Genomic DNA, 18356 nt, shown 5'->3' on the forward strand with positions numbered 1-18356 from the left:
ATCAATGAAAAGTAAAATGACTGTGAAATTGCGGGGAGAAGACATTTCTTTTCACGTTTCAATCGAATCGAACGGGAGATTAATTGAAAATTGGGATACCAAAGAAAATCCATCCGAGCTGGCTTATTTAGAAGCAGCGGAGAAGGTTTTCGAAAAACGCTTAGCAACAATGATTGATAATCTGATGTGGAAGATGCAGTCCAAATACAAAGTGGACGTGGCAGGATTCGGTAAACATCTTTCTATCAAATATCCTCATAAATGGAAAACGGTGAAAGATAATTGGGATGAAGTATTCAGTCGAATCCCAGTTACTTTTGATATCAAATTAAAAATCACTGATTTTGGTTCTTCAACAAAATAAACACACAGGGGTTACCGGTGAAAATACTACAGGAGTGATGTCATTGAAGCTTTCAATAGAGAAATCTTTATTCAAACGAAAGAACAAAAAAAATCATAGGCTCATGAAAATAATGATTTAAGCTAAAGTTAGTTCAATGAAAACAGCGACAGTCTTGGACTTTATTTTTTTCCATGGCAGTCGCTGTTTCAATTTCAATGGTAAGTCTAAAAAATGTTTCGAGGTTACCAGTTTAGATCTTGGCGATGAGACATACAGTAATCAAATGAAATGTGTAAAGTTATTATCACAGGTGGTAATCTGCTAAAAAGAATCTTGATTGTTAGAACTATACGATATTGGACCAAGATTGAAAAGTTTCACCTTTATTATTTCTCAGCAATTAAGAAAACATGTCTTGGAAAATGTATGTTTTGTTCATAATAATTCTCAACAATTTTGACACCACACACAAGAATAGCTGGAGATCGAACTGCCCATCCTAAAAATCGGGCCAACAGTGCTCGAAACTACAGGTTTGGGGGCGAATAAGCATGCGCAGCAAAATGGCAGCTTTGGCAGCAAGCGTTCTGCTCGGCACAATGCTGGCTGGTTGCGGTCAATATCAAGGCGATGTCGGCAACAAAAATATACGGCCTAATAGTGTTCGTTATGATGCTAACGGCAACCTTATAAAGGACAAGCGGTTCGCAAACGATCAGATGAACGAAATGAACCGGGTGAATGGCCGTAGGTTAAATAGCAATAATGTAGTCGGATCGCATAAAGTGTATCGGATGGAAATGAGCGACAAGATCGCTGACCGCATTACCTCTATGGATGCGGTCAAGTCATCCTATGTCATGCTTACGGATTCTAATGCGTACGTTGCCGTATCGCTTGATGAAAGCGAGCCGAAAGGCAACTCCAAACTGATGAGCCGTTCGAATTACGGGTATATCGGCAAGGACGGAATTAAAATGAGCAAACGAATGAGCAGTCTCTCGACCGGAGAGGATAAGCTTACTGACGAGATCAAGGATCAGATCGCTAATGAGGTCAAGCGGTTAAGTCCAACCGTAGAGCATGTGTACGTATCCGCCAATCCGGACTTTGTCGGCAGGATGAATGGCTATATGAATGATGTGAGATTGGGACATCCTATCCAAGGTTTCGTAGCCGAGTTTAGCGCGATGGTCGAGAGGATCTTTCCAGCGAAATCCGGAGACAGCAACGTACTGAACCTTAAGGGAACGAAGCCTAAAACAATCATTTACGATTAAGTTGCGCAATATGCGATGACAGCCATAAGCCGGTTGAAGGGAAGCTCTCCTTCGCCGGTTTATTTTTCAGTTGGATTGAAGTTTTTTTATTTGACCGAGCCGGCAATATCCGATAGAGTTAAACTGTATTTTCATGTAAAAAAAAGCGCTTATTTATCCCTATGAGGTGGAATATATAATGATTAGAACTCAGTCGCGTCGCGTCCTTATCGCTCTCTTTATGCTGCTTGCATTATTGCCTGTGACAACAGGTTATGCTGCGGACAATCTTCTCAAAAATGGCGGCTTCGAACAATTGACTTCACTCAAGCCTGAAGGATGGGATCAAGCTCAATATGTAACGGAAAGCGGGGTTACCGACTATGGCATTGCCGATGTAGGCGCCCAATCCGGCCAAGTTGCTGCCGTTATTGAGAACAAAGAAGAGAACCATTCCCGCTGGACGCAGCGCGTAGCTGTTGAAGCAGGGAAAACGTATAAGTTCTCGGGATATGTGAAGACAGAGGGTTTAATGCAGGACCGAACCGGTGCGCATTTCTTCGTGGACGGAGTGGCCGCCCAGTACCCAAATAAGTCGGAAACGAATGGTCAATGGGAGTACTTGGAGTTCTATGGCAAGACGGGCAAGGATCAAAAAGAGATTATATTCGGCGCAAGTCTCGGCGGGTATGGAAGCTTGAACGCCGGCAAAGCGTACTTCGATGATGTTAGCATGGAGAAGGTTGCCGCTGCTCCTAATGGAGCGCAGGTGTTCGATCTGGTTGCGACTGCCCCAGCCCAGCCTGAAGATGATGCCGCGAAAGCCGAGCATCATGTATCCATTATACCGCTCTTAATCTATTCCTTATTGTTCACGCTGTTGTTCATATTTATTTACAAAACGGTATTCCGTAACGATAAGCTAGACTTGAAAGGAAATTCACCTTACATATTGCTGTCGTTGCTTCTTATCTCCGCATTTGCTTTACGGGCGGCAATTGCGGTATCGACAAGCGGCTATGGAACGGATATTGCCTTATTTATCGCTTGGGCTGACCATGCCGCGTCGCAAGGCTTATCGGGGTTTTATAATTCCGGCGTATTCGTCGATTATCCGCCAGGCTATATTTATGTCCTGTACGTGCTGGGTACACTCAAATCTTTGCTTGGCATTCAAGCTGGGACAGATGCAGCGCTGCTGTTGTTCAAGCTGCCTGCAATTCTCGCCGATCTTGGCGCTGCTTACTTTATCTTCCAGATTGCAAGAAAGAAGCTAAGCCCGGCGTTCGCGCTTGGACTAGCTGTTCTATATGCCTTCAATCCGGCAGTCATCGTAGATTCCGCTGCATGGGGGCAGGTCGATTCGATCTTTACGTTAGTTCTTGTGCTCTCGTTCTATAATCTGAGTGAAAGCAAAATCGAGCGGGCTTCTGTATGGTTCGCGATAGCGGCGCTTATCAAGCCGCAAGCGTTCATCTTCATGCCTGTACTGCTGCTGTACTTCATTCACCGCAGAGCATGGAAGCAGGTTCCGGTCAGCGCTTTCTTCGGTTTCACTACATTCGGCTTGCTCGCTGTTCCGTACTTCTGGGGCAATGGAGGCCTCAGCGCGCTTCTGGATTTGTATTCAGGCACTTTATCGTCTTATCCGTATGCTTCGCTTAATGCGTTCAATCTCTATACGCTGATCGGCGCGAACTGGAAAGCGCTAGACCAACAATGGCTGCTGCTTCCATTCAAAACATGGGGCAATCTGTTCATTATTGCTGCGGTAGCTCTTGCCGTATACTTCTCATTCAGGAAAAAGAAGGACAATGGGGAGACGTCTGATCATTCTTTCTATCTCGCGGCGCTTCTCATTACCGTTGTATTTATGCTTGTAACGAAGATGCATGAACGATACTTGTTCCCTGTATTGTTGCTGAGCCTCGTATCGTTCATGCAGTCATTCGATCGAAGAATGCTTTATTTATATTTTGGCTTCAGTCTGACCAGCTTCATTAATGTCGCTTATGTGCTCGATTTCAGCAAAGCAGGCACTTTCGTACCGATGAACGGTATCCTGATGCTTACTTCCATGGCCAATATCGGATTACTGCTATACATGCTTTATATCGGATATGATATGTATAAGAGGGGAAGAACCGTCGGTATTGTGCCGTTTACTGAAGCAGATGCGAAGGCATCTGACTATGCCGCTGTAGCCGAGTTCAAGCAACAGGCGGCAGAAGTAGGCGCTAAGACGTCGAAGCTTGCTTGGCTATCGCGGCGGGATTGGATATGGATGGGCGCCATCACCCTAATCTATGCTGTAATTGCTTTGATCAATCTAGGCTCACATCACGCCCCAGTAACCGTGTGGCAGCCGAGTTCGTCTGGACAAAGCTTCTACGTCGACCTTGGAGAGAGTAAGCAGCTCACGATGATTAACAGCTTTGGAGGCGTAGGGACCGGCAAGTACAAATACGAGTTCAGCACAACGGCTGACGATTGGAGCGGCGCCGTAGAGGTCGAGAGCAGTCATGTGGCCGTATTCAAGTGGAATAGCCAACAGGTTGATGTTGCAGCCCGTTATGTTCGTCTAACGACTGTTAATACCGGATTCTCGATGCATGAGCTTGCCTTCTTCGAGCAAGGCAGTGAGAAGCCGCTCCCTATCGCGGCAGTCCATGCGGAAGAAGCCGTAGATGCAAAGCGCGGCAGCGTACAGCAGCTGTTCGACGAGCAAGACGAAGTGAAGGTTAAGGAAACCTTCACGAACAGCTCTTACTTCGATGAAATCTATCATGCGAGAACGGCATATGAGCATCTGGAGCATATTGTGGCTTATGAAAATACGCATCCTCCGCTGGGTAAGCTCTTGATCGCGCTCGGAATCAAGCTGTTCGGTCTTAATCCGTTCGGCTGGCGCATAGCCGGCACACTCGTGGGAGTAGCAATGCTTCCGCTTATGTATTTGATCGCAAGACGTTTGCTGGGCAGAACGACCTACGCGGCGACGGCAACGATATTGCTGGCTGCTGATTTCATGCATTTTACACAGACGCGGATTGCTACGATTGACGTTTATGGCGTATTTTTCATTATGTTAATGTTTTATTTCATGCATCGCTACAATGCGCTTAGCTTCTATAAGGTTAAGCTGCAAACGACGCTGCTGCCGCTGTTCCTTGCAGGGCTTTTCTTCGGAATCGGCGTAGCATCGAAGTGGATCGTCTTGTACGGAGGCATCGGACTTGCCGTTATGCTTGCCCTGTCGTTATATGATCGGTACAGACAATATGCCGCAGCTAAGCGATTGCTTGCGGCGAATCGGACAGAGGACTTGGATAAGGAACAATTGACGTTAATTGTGAAGGTGTTCCCGAAATATACGATCGTGACACTGGCCAGCTGCATTGGTTTCTATATTGTCATTCCGTTGCTTATTTACGCTCTTAGCTATATTCCAGTGCTTAACGTGATGGACAAAGGGTATACGGTTCAAAGCTTTATTGATTATCAGAAAAATATGTTCAACTACCACAGCAACTTAGTCTCAACGCATCCGTTCTCCTCGTCGTGGTGGGAATGGCCGTTCATGAAGCGGCCAGTCTGGTATTACTCTGGAGAGGATATGCCGGCCGGAATGGCATCGTCCATTGCTGCGCTAGGCAATCCGCTCATATGGTGGACGGGGATCTTTGCGATGGCAGGTGCGTTCTGGCTTAGCATTAAGCGCGGCGATCGGTCGGCTTTTATGATATGGATCGCCTTCTTGGCGCAATACGTGCCGTGGATGCTCGTCACAAGGCTGACCTTCCTGTATCATTATTTTGCAATGGTGCCGTTCATCATCTTGAGCATCGTCTACATCTTCAAAGCGATCGAAGAGAAGAAGCCAAACTTCAGTCGCATCAGAGCTATATTCACTGCGGTATCTGTTGCTTTGTTTATCATGTTCTACCCGGTCTTGTCCGGAATGACCGTAAGCAGCGATTACATCAGACATTGGCTGCGTTGGTTCAGTAGTTGGGTATTCTAGATCGTTCAATGGAGGCGAATGAATGAAAGCCGCTAAAGTCAAATACAGCATTATTATACCGATGTACAATGAACAGGAGGTCATCGAGCATACGTATGACCGACTCAAGCAAGTTATGGACACTACCGATGAGGCCTATGAGCTTATCTTCGTCAATGACGGTAGCCGTGATCGGACAGTCGAGCTTATTAGCATGATTAGCGAATTCGATCCAAATGTCCGTCTGATCGACTTCTCGCGCAACTTCGGCCATCAGATTGCGATATCCGCAGGGATGGATTACGCGCAAGGCGATGCGATTGTCGTAATCGATGCCGATTTGCAGGATCCGCCAGAGGTCATTCTCGATATGATCACGAAGTGGAAGGAAGGCTACGAGGTCGTCTATGGCAAGCGTCTGAAGCGTAAAGGGGAAACCTTATTCAAGAAAGTGACAGCTAAGGTGTTCTACCGAATTTTGCGCAGCATGACGAGCTTCGATATTCCGATCGATACAGGCGACTTCCGTCTGATTGACCGCAAAGTGTGCGACGTATTGCGCGGATTGAAGGAAAAAAACCGTTTCGTGCGCGGACTTGTCAGCTGGATCGGTTTCCGTCAAACGATGGTCGAATACGTTCGCGAGGAACGTTTCGCAGGCGAGACTAAATATCCGCTGAAGAAGATGATCGGCTTCGCGCTTGACGGCATTACGTCCTTTTCCTATAAGCCTTTAAAGATTGCGACATATGTCGGCTTCACGCTATCGATCGGCAGCTTCCTGTATTTGCTAGTCGTAGTGTTCCAAAAGCTCTTCTCGGGATTCCCTGTACAGGGCTGGGCATCTATAGTTGCTGTCAATCTGCTGTTTAACGGAATCATTCTCATGATTCTAGGCGTTATTGGTGAATACATTGGTCGAATCTATGACGAGTCGAAGGGACGTCCGTTGTATATCGTCCGTGACGTGCAGGGTTATTCGAGCAGCGCCGGCAGTGAAGCGGATGAAGATGGGGAAAGTGCAGGCAAGAGTCGAGATCGGGACAAACAATATGTCTAGCAACGGCCGCAGCCGCAAGGCGTTAGCCATTCAATTCTTAACGTTCAATGCTGTGGGGTTGCTAAATACGGCAATTGATATTGTTCTATTTGCACTGCTCGTATGGCTAGGCATTCACTTTGCGATCGCGCAGGTGATATCTTACGGTGCGGGAATGGCTAACAGCTACATACTGAACAGCAAATTCACATTTGGCGGAGAGACCGGAGGAACAGCTGTTTCTCACAAGCCGGAGCGCTTGCGGAAGTTGATTCGCTTCGTTGTCTGGAACGGTGTTATACTAGTTGTCTCAATTCTATTATTGGCTCTGCTGACGAAGCTTGCCGGTATGGAGGAGCTATACGCAAAGCTGATTGCAACGGCGGTGACGGTAGTCATTAATTTCTATGGCAGCAAGCGCTGGGTATTCGCGGGCGCGCGTGTCAATGGATAGGTGAATAAGCTCTAGAAACAAGAGGTGAGCAGAATGAGAAAAATATTGTCTTATACTTTAGTCATACTTGGCATATTAGTGCTTCTCTACCCGAAGGCCAGCGAATGGTACGAAACGAAGCAGCAGGATCGGCTGATGGCCGAATGGGAAGATGCGAGCTTTGACCAAACAGCAGAGGATGAAGCGCAGGCGCAGTACGAGGATCTGACGAACCTATTCGGCGAAGAGCCGGGTAATTCAGTCGAGACTGTCGATACCGCAGCTGTAACGACGGATGCGCCAACAGCCACAATTGCGCCTACCGATAAGCCGAAGGCGGAGACGCCGAAGCTGCAAGCAATCGCCACGATCAAAATTCCGAGCATCAAGCTAAGTCTGCCCGTTCTGGAAGGGGCGACGCAGAAAAATATGAAGTATGCGGCTGCTCATCTGAAGGAGACGGCAAAGGTCGGTCAGGTAGGAAATGCCGCAATCGCTGCCCACCGGATGAGAGCGAAGGGAAAGCTGTTCAATCGGCTCGGGGAAGTGAAGGTCGGCGATAAAATAACGGTCGAGACGAAGGATGAGACGTTCACCTATACGGTCTATGACGTTTCCATTGTCGAGCCTACCGATGTGTCTGTCTTGAACTACAATAATAAGGATAAGCTGCTTACGCTTATAACATGTGACCCGATCGTAAAGCCGACCCATCGTCTTATTGTTCATGCTAAGTTAAGCTAGACTCGCAAAGATAGACTTTTAGCAGGGAGTCATATGATCGGGGACAATCATATACTAAAGGAAGAGAGGAGAGATCTGCAAAAGTGAATGCGCATCGACTATCTTCCTATCGTATAGTGAGCCCTGAATGATTGTTGGGACGGTTGCTTCAGCTCGTGATTTGCCGAATGCGATTGTATTGGCTAAGTCGGTTAAGGAACATATGCCCGGAACGAAAATTGTCGTGGGGATTGTGGAAAGCACACTGCCTGCCCATGTATCCCAGTGTCCGTATTTTGATGAGGTTATTTTGATGAATAACGTGCTGCACTACCCGAATCTATCGAAGTTCTGGTTTCAATATGATGAACAGGAAGCGAAAAATGCAAGCAAAGCTCCGCTTATGAGCTATATTTACGATCGTTATGTTCAAGAGCATCTGCTCGTTTATTTGGATTCGAATACTAGGATCTACTCCCCGCTCAGCGAGCTTATCGAAATTCCGAAGCAGCATCCCATTGTAATTGCCGGACATCATACGAACTCTGACTTCATGGAATGGGATTGGCAAATGGAAGCAGGCAAGGCAGGCATATACAGCTCAGGTATGGTAGCCTTAACAAGGCATTCCGAGGCCAAACGTTTCTTGGCTTGGTGGAGTAAAATATCGGAGCGTTATGCAGGCAACGAATATTCGTATCTGGATTTGGCGCCGATCTACTTTGATAATGTTCATACGCTTCGTCATAACGGCTATGGCATAGAACATCGAAATCTAGTAGAGCGATGGAATATTGAACAGATTGCCAAAGACGCTTACACGGTTAATGGCAAACCGCTTCGCTTCATCCACTTCTCGCCAGAGCTTGCTGCGGCCGCAAGGTGGTTGGATGATAACAAAGCTTGGAAGTATAGTCAGATTTATCAAAGTTACGCCCTTGAGGTGGCCGAGGCGGCTAATGGTCTCGGAACCGCTATGTCGTGGAGCTTCGGCAGCTTTGCAAGCGGAGAGATCATCGACAAGGAAGCCAAGCAAGCGTTCCGCAGCAATTACTACGATAATCCGGTCATTGATAATCCGTTCCAGCTTAACAACGGGTTCTTCCAGCCTGGAGCCTCCTACTACAGATCGTCCTCTAATGTTGACTTACGTCCTTCACGCAAACCGCTAAGAAAGAAAAACCGACTGAAGGAAGGCAGCAGAAGAGCTGTTCCATCCTATAAGAGAAGGACCTCTAAGCCGCTTTTAAAAACGCGTTATTAATATCCATCTTATGTAAGGCAACGATCCGTTTTCGGTTTCAGCAGCTTAGCACCTGCTCAAAGCCGTTAGCGGATTCTTGTTTTAACAGGATAAAGCGATAGGCAGAACAGCTCCCTGAAATCGAGAGCCATTCTGCCTCTATTTATTATTTCTTGTTTTTAGTTGAAGCGCCCTATGCTGCAGCTTTATATATTGTTCTTCGATGCTTGTATCGTACCAACGTTCGTTGTACGCATAACCGATCATCCTGCTCGATTGGCAAGCGTTGTTGAGCGCATCGGTTAATTGAATTTCACCATTAAAGCCGGGCTTTGTCTGGCGCAGCTTGTCGAAGATATTCGGCTTGACGATATAGCGGCCCATCACGGCAAGCTGAGAAGGAGGGACGCTTGGCTTCTCGACGATCGAGTCGATATCGTACGTTCGCGCTTTAATACGCGAAGCCGATACAACGCCGTAATTGATCAGCAGCTCCTGCTTCATACTCTGCAGTCCGATGACATTGGTGCGGTATTGTTCAAAACATTTGATTAGTGGAGAAAGCATCGATGTCCGGCTTAAACTAATCTGGTCCGGGAGCATGATGGCGAACGGTTCGCCGGCCGCGAAAGACTCGCCAAGCTGAATCGCGTGACCGAGGCCGAGCGGATCCTGCTGCCGGACGTATTGGATGCGGAGCGTAGTCGGAGCGATAAGCGGAAGCAAGCTCTCCTTCTGGCGTTCTATCAAGTAGGATTCCAGCTCGGGAGAACGATCGAAGTAATTCATCACTTCCGTCTTGTTCCGGGACAGGACGATGAGAATATCCGTAACTCCCGCTTGTACCGCTTCGGCAACGACGTAATCAATCGCAGGCTTGTTGCCGATCGGAAATAACTCCTTTGGAATGACCTTTGTTGCCGGCAGATTGCGTATTCCGTAGCCTGCTGCCGGAATAATCGCTTTGCGAATCACGTGGAATCACCCCTCGACGATAAGCGCGCCGAGCCGCCTCCAGGCAGCGCGGTCGTGGTTATCTTTTTTTAAGCGCATATTTGCGAAAGTTGGTTGTCCGGGCGATGAATCTTCCCGTCTTCATCAAGTAGGATTTCAACGGCTTCCACGTATGCATGCCCGGATCGGACTTACGCATGTAGACGTAATTGTGACGGCTTGTCGCATACGTTCTGTAGCCCTGGCGCCGGAAGCGGGTCATGAAATCGACGTCTTCGCCAAGCGATATGGCACCGAACCGCACGCGCTGGAAAGCACTCTTGCGAATGACCATCGTGCCTCCGGCGACATAATTTTGATAGCTGTTTTCGTGTCCAGGAAAACGAAGGATGAGCGTCTTGTCATCCACGAAGTAAGTGAGTACCGTGCGCTTGCCGACCATATCGGCGTTTTTGAGCCGCATGGCACGCAAGGAAGAGGTCAAATAATACTTGGTATAGAAGTCGTCATCATCGAATTTGGCGATGACGTTGTACCCACTCCGATCGGCGGCAAAGTTGAGACATTCCCCAAGCGATACAGATTCGGGCAACTGATAGACGTGGACGTCCGGGTACGCCTTCGCTTTCTCAACCCATGGGCCTGAATCGATCACGCTGCTGTTCAATACAATGATCAGCTGCTTGTTAGGAAGCAACTGGCGGATGTAATTGTCGAATATATTATTCATGTATTGGGGCTTGTTCGTGCTCGTAATGATGGTTACGCCGTTGATCGTCCTATTGGAGAGGCTAGCTTCCTTTATCATATGATCACCTCGTCGATAGGATTAAATGAATTTTCCTTTCTGAAGCAGCAGCTTGATTTCTTCATGAGACATCAGCTCTTGGTCAGATTGGAAGTAGGGGAAGCTGATTTTGTTTAGATGGTTGTACTGGTTCAATAGCTTTTCGGCGGAATGGGAGGGTAAAATAACGTAATATTGTTTGTCATATTGATAGGTCGTCTGCGACTCGGTGCGGGAAATGAGCACTTCGTGCAGCTTCTCGCCTTCCCGCATCCCGATTTCCTTGACGGGGAGGCTCGTTTGGCCGAAGACCGACTTCAGCACTTCAATGAGATCGGTGATTTTGCAAGCCGGCATCTTCATTACGAACGTTTCTCCGCCGATGGCTGCGGAAGCGGCTTTGATAAGAAGCTCGATCGCCTCCGGAATTGTAAGGAAGAAGCGGGTCATCTCCTTATCCGTAAGGGTGAGAGGCTTGCCTTCCAAAATTTGCTGTTTGAATAAAGGGACGACGCTGCCATTTGTTCCAAGGACGTTGCCGCCTCGAATGCAGACGAAACGAGTGTGCTCGCTAAGATCATTCGCTTTGATGATCAGCTTCTCTCCGATCGCCTTCGTCAAGCCGTAGAAGTTGATCGGGTCAACCGCCTTATCGGTCGAGACGTCGATCACTTTGTCTACGCCATTCTCGATGCTGGCGCGAATAATGTTCTGCGTGCCGTTCACGTTCGTCTTGAGCGCTTCCAGCGGCTGATATTCACAAATCGGAACATGCTTGAGCGCAGCCAGATGGAACACGTAGTCGACGTTCTGGCAAGCGTCGGATACGGCCTCGTAATCGCGAATATCGCCGATCAGGAAGTTTAGAACGGGGCTGTTGAACTTTCGTTTCATCTCGACTTGCGTAAATTCGTTACGGGAGAAAATTCTAATTTCCTTCGGCTTCTCGGTCAGCAGCTTCCGCGTCAACTCTTGCCYCCAAGAGCCCGTACCTCCAGTAACGAGTATCGTTTTGTTCGTAAACATGGTGAATCCTCCTTGTATGCCTTCAAGTCTTAGCGCTGAACGATGGCGCGGCAAGCATTTATTTATTCCAGATCACTTTGTTAATGATTGGGGTATAGCTCTGAATGAGTTTGACGACTTTAATGGAAACGTTCGTGTCGGCGTAATCCGGCGGCGTTGGTAAATTGACCGCTTTCTGGGCATGAATGCCGACTGCGAGCGTAATGGACTTCACCAAATGCTCTCCCGTAACGCCGCCGATTACGATCGTCCCCTTGTCGAGCACTTCGGGACGTTCGGTACTTGTGCGAATCAAGACGCCGGGAAAATTCAGAATGGCGGACTCCTCGCTTAATGTGCCGCTGTCGGACAATACGCAAAAGGCGTGCTGCTGAAGCTGGTTGTAGTCGAGAAAGCCGAAGGGCTGATGAATCTGCACGAGCGGATGAAGAACGATCTGCTTCGCTTCCAACTTTTTGAGCGACCTCGGGTGGGCAGTGTAAACAATGGGAAAACCGAATTGCTCGGCCACTTCGTTCACGGCATTCATAAGCGAGAAAAGCTGAGCGTCGATATCTAGATTTTCCTCGCGGTGAGCGCTAAGCACGATATATTTGTTCCGCTCAAGGCCGAGTTTATCGATAATATCCCGCTCATCGATCTCTTTCTGGAAATCGCGTATCACTTCAGTCATCGGCGAACCGGTTACGAAAATATGTTCCTTGCGTATGCCTTCGGCCAACAGATAACGTCTGCTATGCTCCGTATAGGGCAGGTTGACGTCGCTGATATGATCAACGATCCGTCGGTTTGTTTCCTCCGGCACGTTCTGGTCGAAGCAGCGGTTGCCGGCCTCCATGTGGAAAATCGGTATTTTGAGCCTTTTGGCGGCAATGGCGCCAAGCGCGCTGTTCGTATCGCCGAGAAGCAACACGGCATCCGGCTTCTCGCGCTCCATTAGCTCATAGGAGCGGGCAATGACGTTGCCAATGGTTTCGCCGAGATGCTGGCCGACGACGTTCAAATAATAATCGGGCTTGCGGAGCCGAAGATCTTCAAAAAAGATATCGTTCAGCTTAGGATCCCAGTTTTGTCCGGTGTGCACGAAGATGTGATCGAAATATATGTCGCACGCTTTGATTACGGCAGACAACCGGATAATCTCCGGTCGTGTACCCAGCACCGTCATCACTTTCAATTTTTTCACGTTATACCGCCTCCGGATATAAATGGTTAACCATGAGTTGGAACAAACGGTCACTCAGATGAAGCTGGTTGAACAACGGCTTCGCAGGGTCGTCATAGCCGGATTGCAGTTGGCCATACAACGACCAGACCGCGCTTCGCATGAAGTCTTTCGGAAGCGGAGCAGCGTCTCTGTAAAACAGCAAGTAGGGAGATGTCGTTAGTTCCCGTGCTTTCAAGAAGACGTCTTGATCGGAGGCCATTGGCATGCTGATATAGTGCACTCTTGGATCCGGCAATTTTACGACGGGTGGATGCAGCTCCTGATTCGGCGATTGATCGATGACGATGCAGAGGAAATTGAAGTAGCTCTGCTCTAGCAGCTGGTTTAATCTTTCGAGCTGGTTAGGAGTGCCCGAGTACGTGAGGATGATCGTCGTTTCTAGCGGAATTTGGCGTCTTTGGCGGGCTTCCAGGCGAATCTGCTGGGAAATATATCGTTTGCTTCGATATAGAAGGGTTRAACTTGCTAGTTTTCTAGACATGCTGAAGGTGGAATGAACGCGATACTTCATCAATTCGACGGGAAGGAAGACCGTGCCGCACTGCTCTGTAAGCCGAAGCCAGTAATCGTAATCCTCGACGGGCGTATACCGATATTCGCCGACAGCGTTTGCCACTGAGGCGCGATACATGAAAGAGGCACCGATAAAACAAGATTCGATCAGGTTCTCGATGGGCTGTCCTCTCCACTGGCGCAGCAGCACCTGCCGGGCGGGAGAGTGGAGGATTTTGCCAAGGTTGTTGATATGATAGCAGCTGCTGTATGCGAAGCCTACGTGCTCGGGAGCTTCCAAGAGGCTTTGGCGCAAGGTGCCGACATATTGAGGAAAATAAATATTGTCGCTGGATACCCAAGTAAGATACTGAATGCCGGGATCACCCATAAGCATGCCGAAGCCTGTATTCAACGCATGGCTTGTGCCCCTATTGACCCGATACGAGACTACTTTCACGCGTGAATCTCTTCGAGTCTCTCTACGCACCGTTCTTACCACATTGGCAGTTATACCGTCTATTACGATAATAAGTCTGAAGTTTCTATACCTCTGTTTTAATACGGAACGAATGGCTGCCTGCAGAAAACTCGTTTTTTGCTTATATACAGGCATAACAATGCCTACATCCGCCATGAAATTGCCTCCTCTCTGACGAATTAATGGATATTCTCCAAGTTATTCGCTGTCTTTGCCGACTGCTATCGGCTATGATCTATTTCTTTGAATATAGTTTTTCAACCAGCCGATAGTAGCCTTATTTTTCTAGCATCAATCGCAATCTAGCCGATGCGACATATACTAGGGCAGAGCAATAGGGGATGCAAGTATAACGGAAAGGAGAATGTCCAGGTGAATGTATTGGTCACTGGAGCAAACGGATTTCTGGGGAGAAATCTGCTGGAAGGGCTTAGCCGGTCGAGCGATGTCCAGATCCATTCCTATGGAAGGGGAAACAGCATCGAGGAGCTCGAGCAGCTCTTGGTCAAGGCTGATGTCGTGTATCATCTGGCAGGAATCAATCGTACAGAGCGGGAAGCCGACTTTTATATGAATGAGGAATTAATGAACGCGATCACGCGCTTGTTGCGAAAACACGATAGATCGCCAAAAGTCGTCTATGCTTCAACGATTCAAGCTTCGAATGCGAATGCTTACGGCAGAAGCAAAAAAGCAGCTGAAGATGCGTTGCTTCGGTTCGGGGAGGAAACCGATGCGCCCATCTATATTTTCAGGCTGCCGAATCTATTCGGCAAATGGAGCAAGCCGAATTACAACTCGGTCGTCTCCACGTTCTGCCACAATATTGCCAGAGGTTTTCCCATTACGATTAGCGATCCGAACAAGCAACTGGAGCTCGCTTATGTCGACGATGTCGTCAGCCGATTCATAGGGCTGCTAGGCGAGAACGAGAGAGCCGACGGCCCCTATTCCGCAATATCCCCTACCTTTGCCGTTACGCTGGGAGAGCTGGCGCATACAATAACGGCATTTAAACAACTCCGCGAGACAGGAATACTACCGCTTCTAAACGATCCTTTGACGAAAAATTTGTATTCGACCTACCTTTCCTACTTGTCGCGAGACGACTTTTCCTACGAAATCAAATCTTTCCACGACCATAGAGGCAGCTTATTCGAAGTCATCAAATCCGAAGCCGCTGGACAAATATTCGTTTCCACATCCTTTAGAGGAGTAGAGCGGGGGCATCATTACCACAATTCGAAAGTGGAGAAGTTCTGCGTCATCAAGGGCAAGGCGATCGTAAAATTCAGGCATATTTTTGAGGAGTCCGTATTCTCCTATGAACTATCGGAAGACAAGAGAGTCGTTCTCGACATTCCTCCCGGATATACGCATTCGATCGAGAACGCCTCGGAGGAAGAGCTGATCGTATTGTTTTGGGCAAATGAAATCTTTCAAGCGGATAGGCCGGACACGTATCCAAGCAAGGTGTAGCCGCTTGAACAACAGGAGGGAACAACAATGACTGAGCAGGCTCCCGTTACGAATATGAAGGTAGTTATCCTTGCGGGCGGCTACGGTACGAGAATTAGCGAAGAATCCGTATTGACGCCCAAGCCGATGATCGAGATCGGCGGCAAACCGATACTATGGCATATTCTCAAAATCTATTCCTCATACGGATTCAATGATTTCATTGTTTGCCTAGGATACAAGGGAGACAAGATCAAGCAATATTTCGCCAATTACGCGCTTCACAACTCGGACGTCACTTTCGATTTCAGCAATGAAGGACTCATGAAGACGCATCATTACGTTGCCGAGCCATGGCGGGTTACGCTCGTAGAGACGGGCAAGGATACGTTGACCGGTGGAAGGGTGAAGCGGGTCAAAGACTATATCGGCGACGAGCCCTTCATGCTGACCTACGGCGACGGCGTGGCGGATATCAACATCAGCGAGCTGGTGCGCTATCATCAGGAACATGGCAAAGCGGCAACGGTAACAGCGGTGCAGCCTCCGGGACGGTTCGGTTCCTTGAAGATTGACGGGAAGCAAAAGGTAGAGGGCTTTACCGAGAAAATGAAAGGTGACGGCGGGTGGATTAATGCGGGCTTCTTCGTTATGCAGCCAGAGGTTCTGGATTACATTGAAGGCGATCACTCCATTCTGGAGCGGGAGACRCTCGAAAGGCTGGCGGCAGAAGGAAATCTGATGGCTTATCCGCACGCAGGCTTCTGGCATCCAATGGATACGCTCAGGGACAAAACGTATTTGGATGAGCTGTGCAAAAACAAAAAAGCGCCATGGAGCAAATGGTGATTGCGATGAATGGAGCAAACTTCTGGAATGGGAAAAAAGTATTTATTACCGGACATACGGGCTTCAAGGGTTCGTGGCTCAGTATCTGGCTAGACTCGCTAGGCGCTAAAGTGACGGGATATGCGCTGGATGCACCTACGACGCCTTCCTTGTTTCGTTTAAGCCGTCTCGATTCGCGGATCCATTCCGTTATAGGGGATATAAGAGACAGGACGAAGCTGCGCGAGGCATTGTTCTCGGCCGAGCCGGATATTGTGTTCCATATGGCCGCTCAGCCGCTTGTGCGCGAATCGTACAATCTTCCCGTAGAGACGTATGAAGTGAACGTGCTTGGCACCGTTTATCTGCTTGATTCGGTGAAGCAATTGAGCGACGCCGGCAAGCCTGTCAAGGCAGTCGTGAACGTGACGACGGACAAATGCTACGAGAACAAGGAATGGATATGGGGCTATCGGGAGACCGACGTTCTCGGCGGCTATGATCCTTATTCCAACAGCAAGGCTTGCTCGGAGCTCGTGACGAACAGCTATTGGAATTCCTTCTTCAAGAATCGCGGCGGCACGTCGATAGCAACAGCCAGAGCAGGCAATGTAATCGGCGGAGGCGATTGGGCAAGCGACAGGCTTATTCCGGACGTTCTGCGCGCCATCGATGCAGGCGAGGCGATCACGCTTCGCAACCGGCATGCCGTTCGTCCTTGGCAGCACGTACTGGAGCCGCTTAGCGGATATATGCGGCTGGCCGAGAAGCTGGCGATGGAGGGCTCCCATTACAGCGGCTCATGGAACTTCGGACCCGACGATGACTCCGTTCAACCCGTTGAGTGGGTCGTCGGCCAGCTTGGCGAGAAATGGGGGGAAGGAGTAGATCTTCAATTCGAAGTGCAGCCTCAGCCCCACGAAGCGACCTTGCTTAAACTTGATTGCTCCAAAGCCAAGACGATATTGGGGTGGAAGCCGAAATGGGACCTGTCGGAGGCAGTCGGCAAGATCGTAGAGTGGCATAAGCGGTATCAGGGTTTAGAGAATGTTACGGAACTATGCCTGGAGCAAATACACGAATACGAGACGATGGACCGAAGCAGGCGATTGCCGTGAGCGAGAAGCCTTCCTTCTTGCTGACGGGCGCGACCGGTTACATCGGTTCCCGTCTGGCGAGACGTCTGGTGCAATGCGGATATCCCGTCCACATTGTTGCAAGGCAGGAATCGAAGCACGATTTGTTAGGCGCTGCGCAAGGGGCCGTCCACGTTCATCTTTATGACGGAACGACGGCCAGCCTGCTCAAACTGTTCGCGGAGTCGCATATCGACATTGTCGTGCATCTGGCCTCGCTCGCTACCGTCACGCATGACCTAACGAACTTGGAGCCGATGCTGCAGAGCAATATCATATTCGGAACACAGCTTGCAGAGGCCATGACGAAGCATGGCGTTCCGTATCTCGTCAATACGGGGACGTACTCGCAGCACTACGACAACGAAGCGTACAATCCGCAAAGCCTATACGCGGCTACGAAACAAGCTTTTGACGATATTCTCGTTTATTACACGGAAACGGCATCGTTATGCTGCACAACGCTTGAGCTGTACGACAGTTACGGGCCAGACGATCCGCGTCCCAAAATCGTTCCTCTGCTTATCGCCGCTTATCATAGCGGCAGTAAACTTGCGATGTCGCCAGGCGAGCAGTTGCTTGATTTGGTCTATATTGAAGACATCGTGGACGCTTATGCAGCGGCGGCGGCTAGATTGCTGGACGGGCGCGCGGCGAAGAGGGAGCGGTTCGTTGTCGCCACCGGCAAGCCTCTTACGTTGAGAGAGCTGGTAGAGAAGCTGGAAGACGTTACGCGGACAAAGCTGCCAATCGGGTGGGGCGAGCGCGGCTATCGCAGCCGGGAGATCATGGTGCCCTGGAGCAAAGGGATTCTGCTGCCTGGCTGGCAAGCGGCCACCCCGATTGAGAAGGGACTTGCGTTATGCCTTCGCGCTGCCGTCCGAGATCAAGAATAGAGTAGATAGGAGAGAGCATATGAT

General features: G+C 49.0%; 16 protein-coding genes. 11 read left to right on the top strand and 5 right to left on the bottom strand.

Features of this window, described 5'->3' with window-relative positions; genetic code table 11:
• The 7 genes from AB4Z33_RS27385 to AB4Z33_RS27415 form a co-directional block, all read left to right on the top strand.
• A partial coding sequence (locus tag AB4Z33_RS27385; RefSeq protein ID WP_442052941.1) for a Ger(x)C family spore germination C-terminal domain-containing protein occupies positions 1–364 on the top strand: 364 nt, incomplete at its 5' end.
• A 533-nt stretch (positions 365–897) separates the two neighbouring features.
• Positions 898–1626, top strand: coding sequence for a YhcN/YlaJ family sporulation lipoprotein (locus AB4Z33_RS27390; protein WP_442052942.1), 729 nt, complete (start codon positions 898–900; stop codon positions 1624–1626).
• Positions 1627–1804: 178 nt separating this feature from the next.
• Positions 1805–5629, top strand: a complete 3825-nt coding sequence (locus AB4Z33_RS27395) for a phospholipid carrier-dependent glycosyltransferase (protein WP_442052943.1) — start codon at positions 1805–1807, stop codon at positions 5627–5629.
• A gap of 22 nt (positions 5630–5651) precedes the next feature.
• Positions 5652–6668 carry a glycosyltransferase family 2 protein gene (locus AB4Z33_RS27400; protein WP_442052944.1) on the top strand — a complete coding sequence of 339 codons (1017 nt, stop codon included), beginning with the start codon at positions 5652–5654 and terminating at the stop codon, positions 6666–6668.
• The gene (locus tag AB4Z33_RS27405) at positions 6619–7101 is read left to right on the top strand and encodes a GtrA family protein (RefSeq protein ID WP_442052945.1); all 483 of its coding nucleotides are present in this window, start codon (positions 6619–6621) and stop codon (positions 7099–7101) included. Before AB4Z33_RS27400 ends, AB4Z33_RS27405 begins: the two co-directional genes overlap by 50 nt.
• 33 nt (positions 7102–7134) lie before the next feature.
• Positions 7135–7824, top strand: a complete 690-nt coding sequence (locus AB4Z33_RS27410; protein WP_442052946.1) for a class D sortase — start codon at positions 7135–7137, stop codon at positions 7822–7824.
• A gap of 127 nt (positions 7825–7951) precedes the next feature.
• Positions 7952–9067 carry a hypothetical protein gene (locus AB4Z33_RS27415; RefSeq protein WP_442052947.1) on the top strand — a complete coding sequence of 372 codons (1116 nt, stop codon included), beginning with the start codon at positions 7952–7954 and terminating at the stop codon, positions 9065–9067.
• Positions 9068–9205: 138 nt separating this feature from the next.
• Here the strand turns inward: AB4Z33_RS27415 and AB4Z33_RS27420 are convergent, their stop codons facing one another.
• The 5 genes from AB4Z33_RS27420 to AB4Z33_RS27440 are packed head-to-tail and all read right to left on the bottom strand — an operon-like array spanning position 9206 to position 14170.
• Entirely contained in the window at positions 9206–10021 is an 816-nt protein-coding gene (locus AB4Z33_RS27420) for a UTP--glucose-1-phosphate uridylyltransferase (RefSeq protein WP_442052948.1), read from the bottom strand.
• Positions 10022–10079: 58 nt separating this feature from the next.
• Positions 10080–10808 (bottom strand): glycosyltransferase, encoded by a 729-nt coding sequence (locus AB4Z33_RS27425; protein ID WP_442052949.1) that lies wholly within the window; start codon positions 10806–10808, stop codon positions 10080–10082.
• 21 nt (positions 10809–10829) lie between these two features.
• Entirely contained in the window at positions 10830–11813 is a 984-nt protein-coding gene (locus AB4Z33_RS27430; protein WP_442052950.1) for a polysaccharide biosynthesis protein, read from the bottom strand.
• A gap of 58 nt (positions 11814–11871) precedes the next feature.
• Positions 11872–12999 carry a non-hydrolyzing UDP-N-acetylglucosamine 2-epimerase gene (gene wecB, locus AB4Z33_RS27435; protein ID WP_442052951.1) on the bottom strand — a complete coding sequence of 376 codons (1128 nt, stop codon included), beginning with the start codon at positions 12997–12999 and terminating at the stop codon, positions 11872–11874.
• A gap of 1 nt (position 13000) precedes the next feature.
• Positions 13001–14170 (bottom strand): glycosyltransferase, encoded by a 1170-nt coding sequence (locus AB4Z33_RS27440; protein WP_442052952.1) that lies wholly within the window; start codon positions 14168–14170, stop codon positions 13001–13003.
• Positions 14171–14386: 216 nt separating this feature from the next.
• Between AB4Z33_RS27440 and AB4Z33_RS27445 the strand changes: the two genes are divergently transcribed.
• From AB4Z33_RS27445 to AB4Z33_RS27460, 4 genes are read left to right on the top strand one after another with little or no spacing between them, the layout of a single operon-like run.
• Entirely contained in the window at positions 14387–15493 is a 1107-nt protein-coding gene (locus tag AB4Z33_RS27445; protein WP_442052953.1) for a polysaccharide biosynthesis C-terminal domain-containing protein, read from the top strand.
• 54 nt (positions 15494–15547) lie between these two features.
• Positions 15548–16321, top strand: a complete 774-nt coding sequence (rfbF, locus tag AB4Z33_RS27450; protein WP_442052955.1) for a glucose-1-phosphate cytidylyltransferase — start codon at positions 15548–15550, stop codon at positions 16319–16321.
• Between the two features lie 5 nt (positions 16322–16326).
• Positions 16327–17418 (top strand): CDP-glucose 4,6-dehydratase, encoded by a 1092-nt coding sequence (rfbG, locus tag AB4Z33_RS27455; protein WP_442052956.1) that lies wholly within the window; start codon positions 16327–16329, stop codon positions 17416–17418.
• Positions 17415–18332: an NAD-dependent epimerase/dehydratase family protein gene (locus AB4Z33_RS27460; protein WP_442052954.1), complete on the top strand. Its 918-nt coding sequence runs from the start codon at positions 17415–17417 to the stop codon at positions 18330–18332. Before rfbG ends, AB4Z33_RS27460 begins: the two co-directional genes overlap by 4 nt.
• Positions 18333–18356 lie beyond the last annotated feature (24 nt).

The organism is Paenibacillus sp. 2TAB19 (assembly GCF_052115185.1).
Taxonomy (GTDB): Bacteria; Bacillota; Bacilli; order Paenibacillales; family Paenibacillaceae; genus Pristimantibacillus.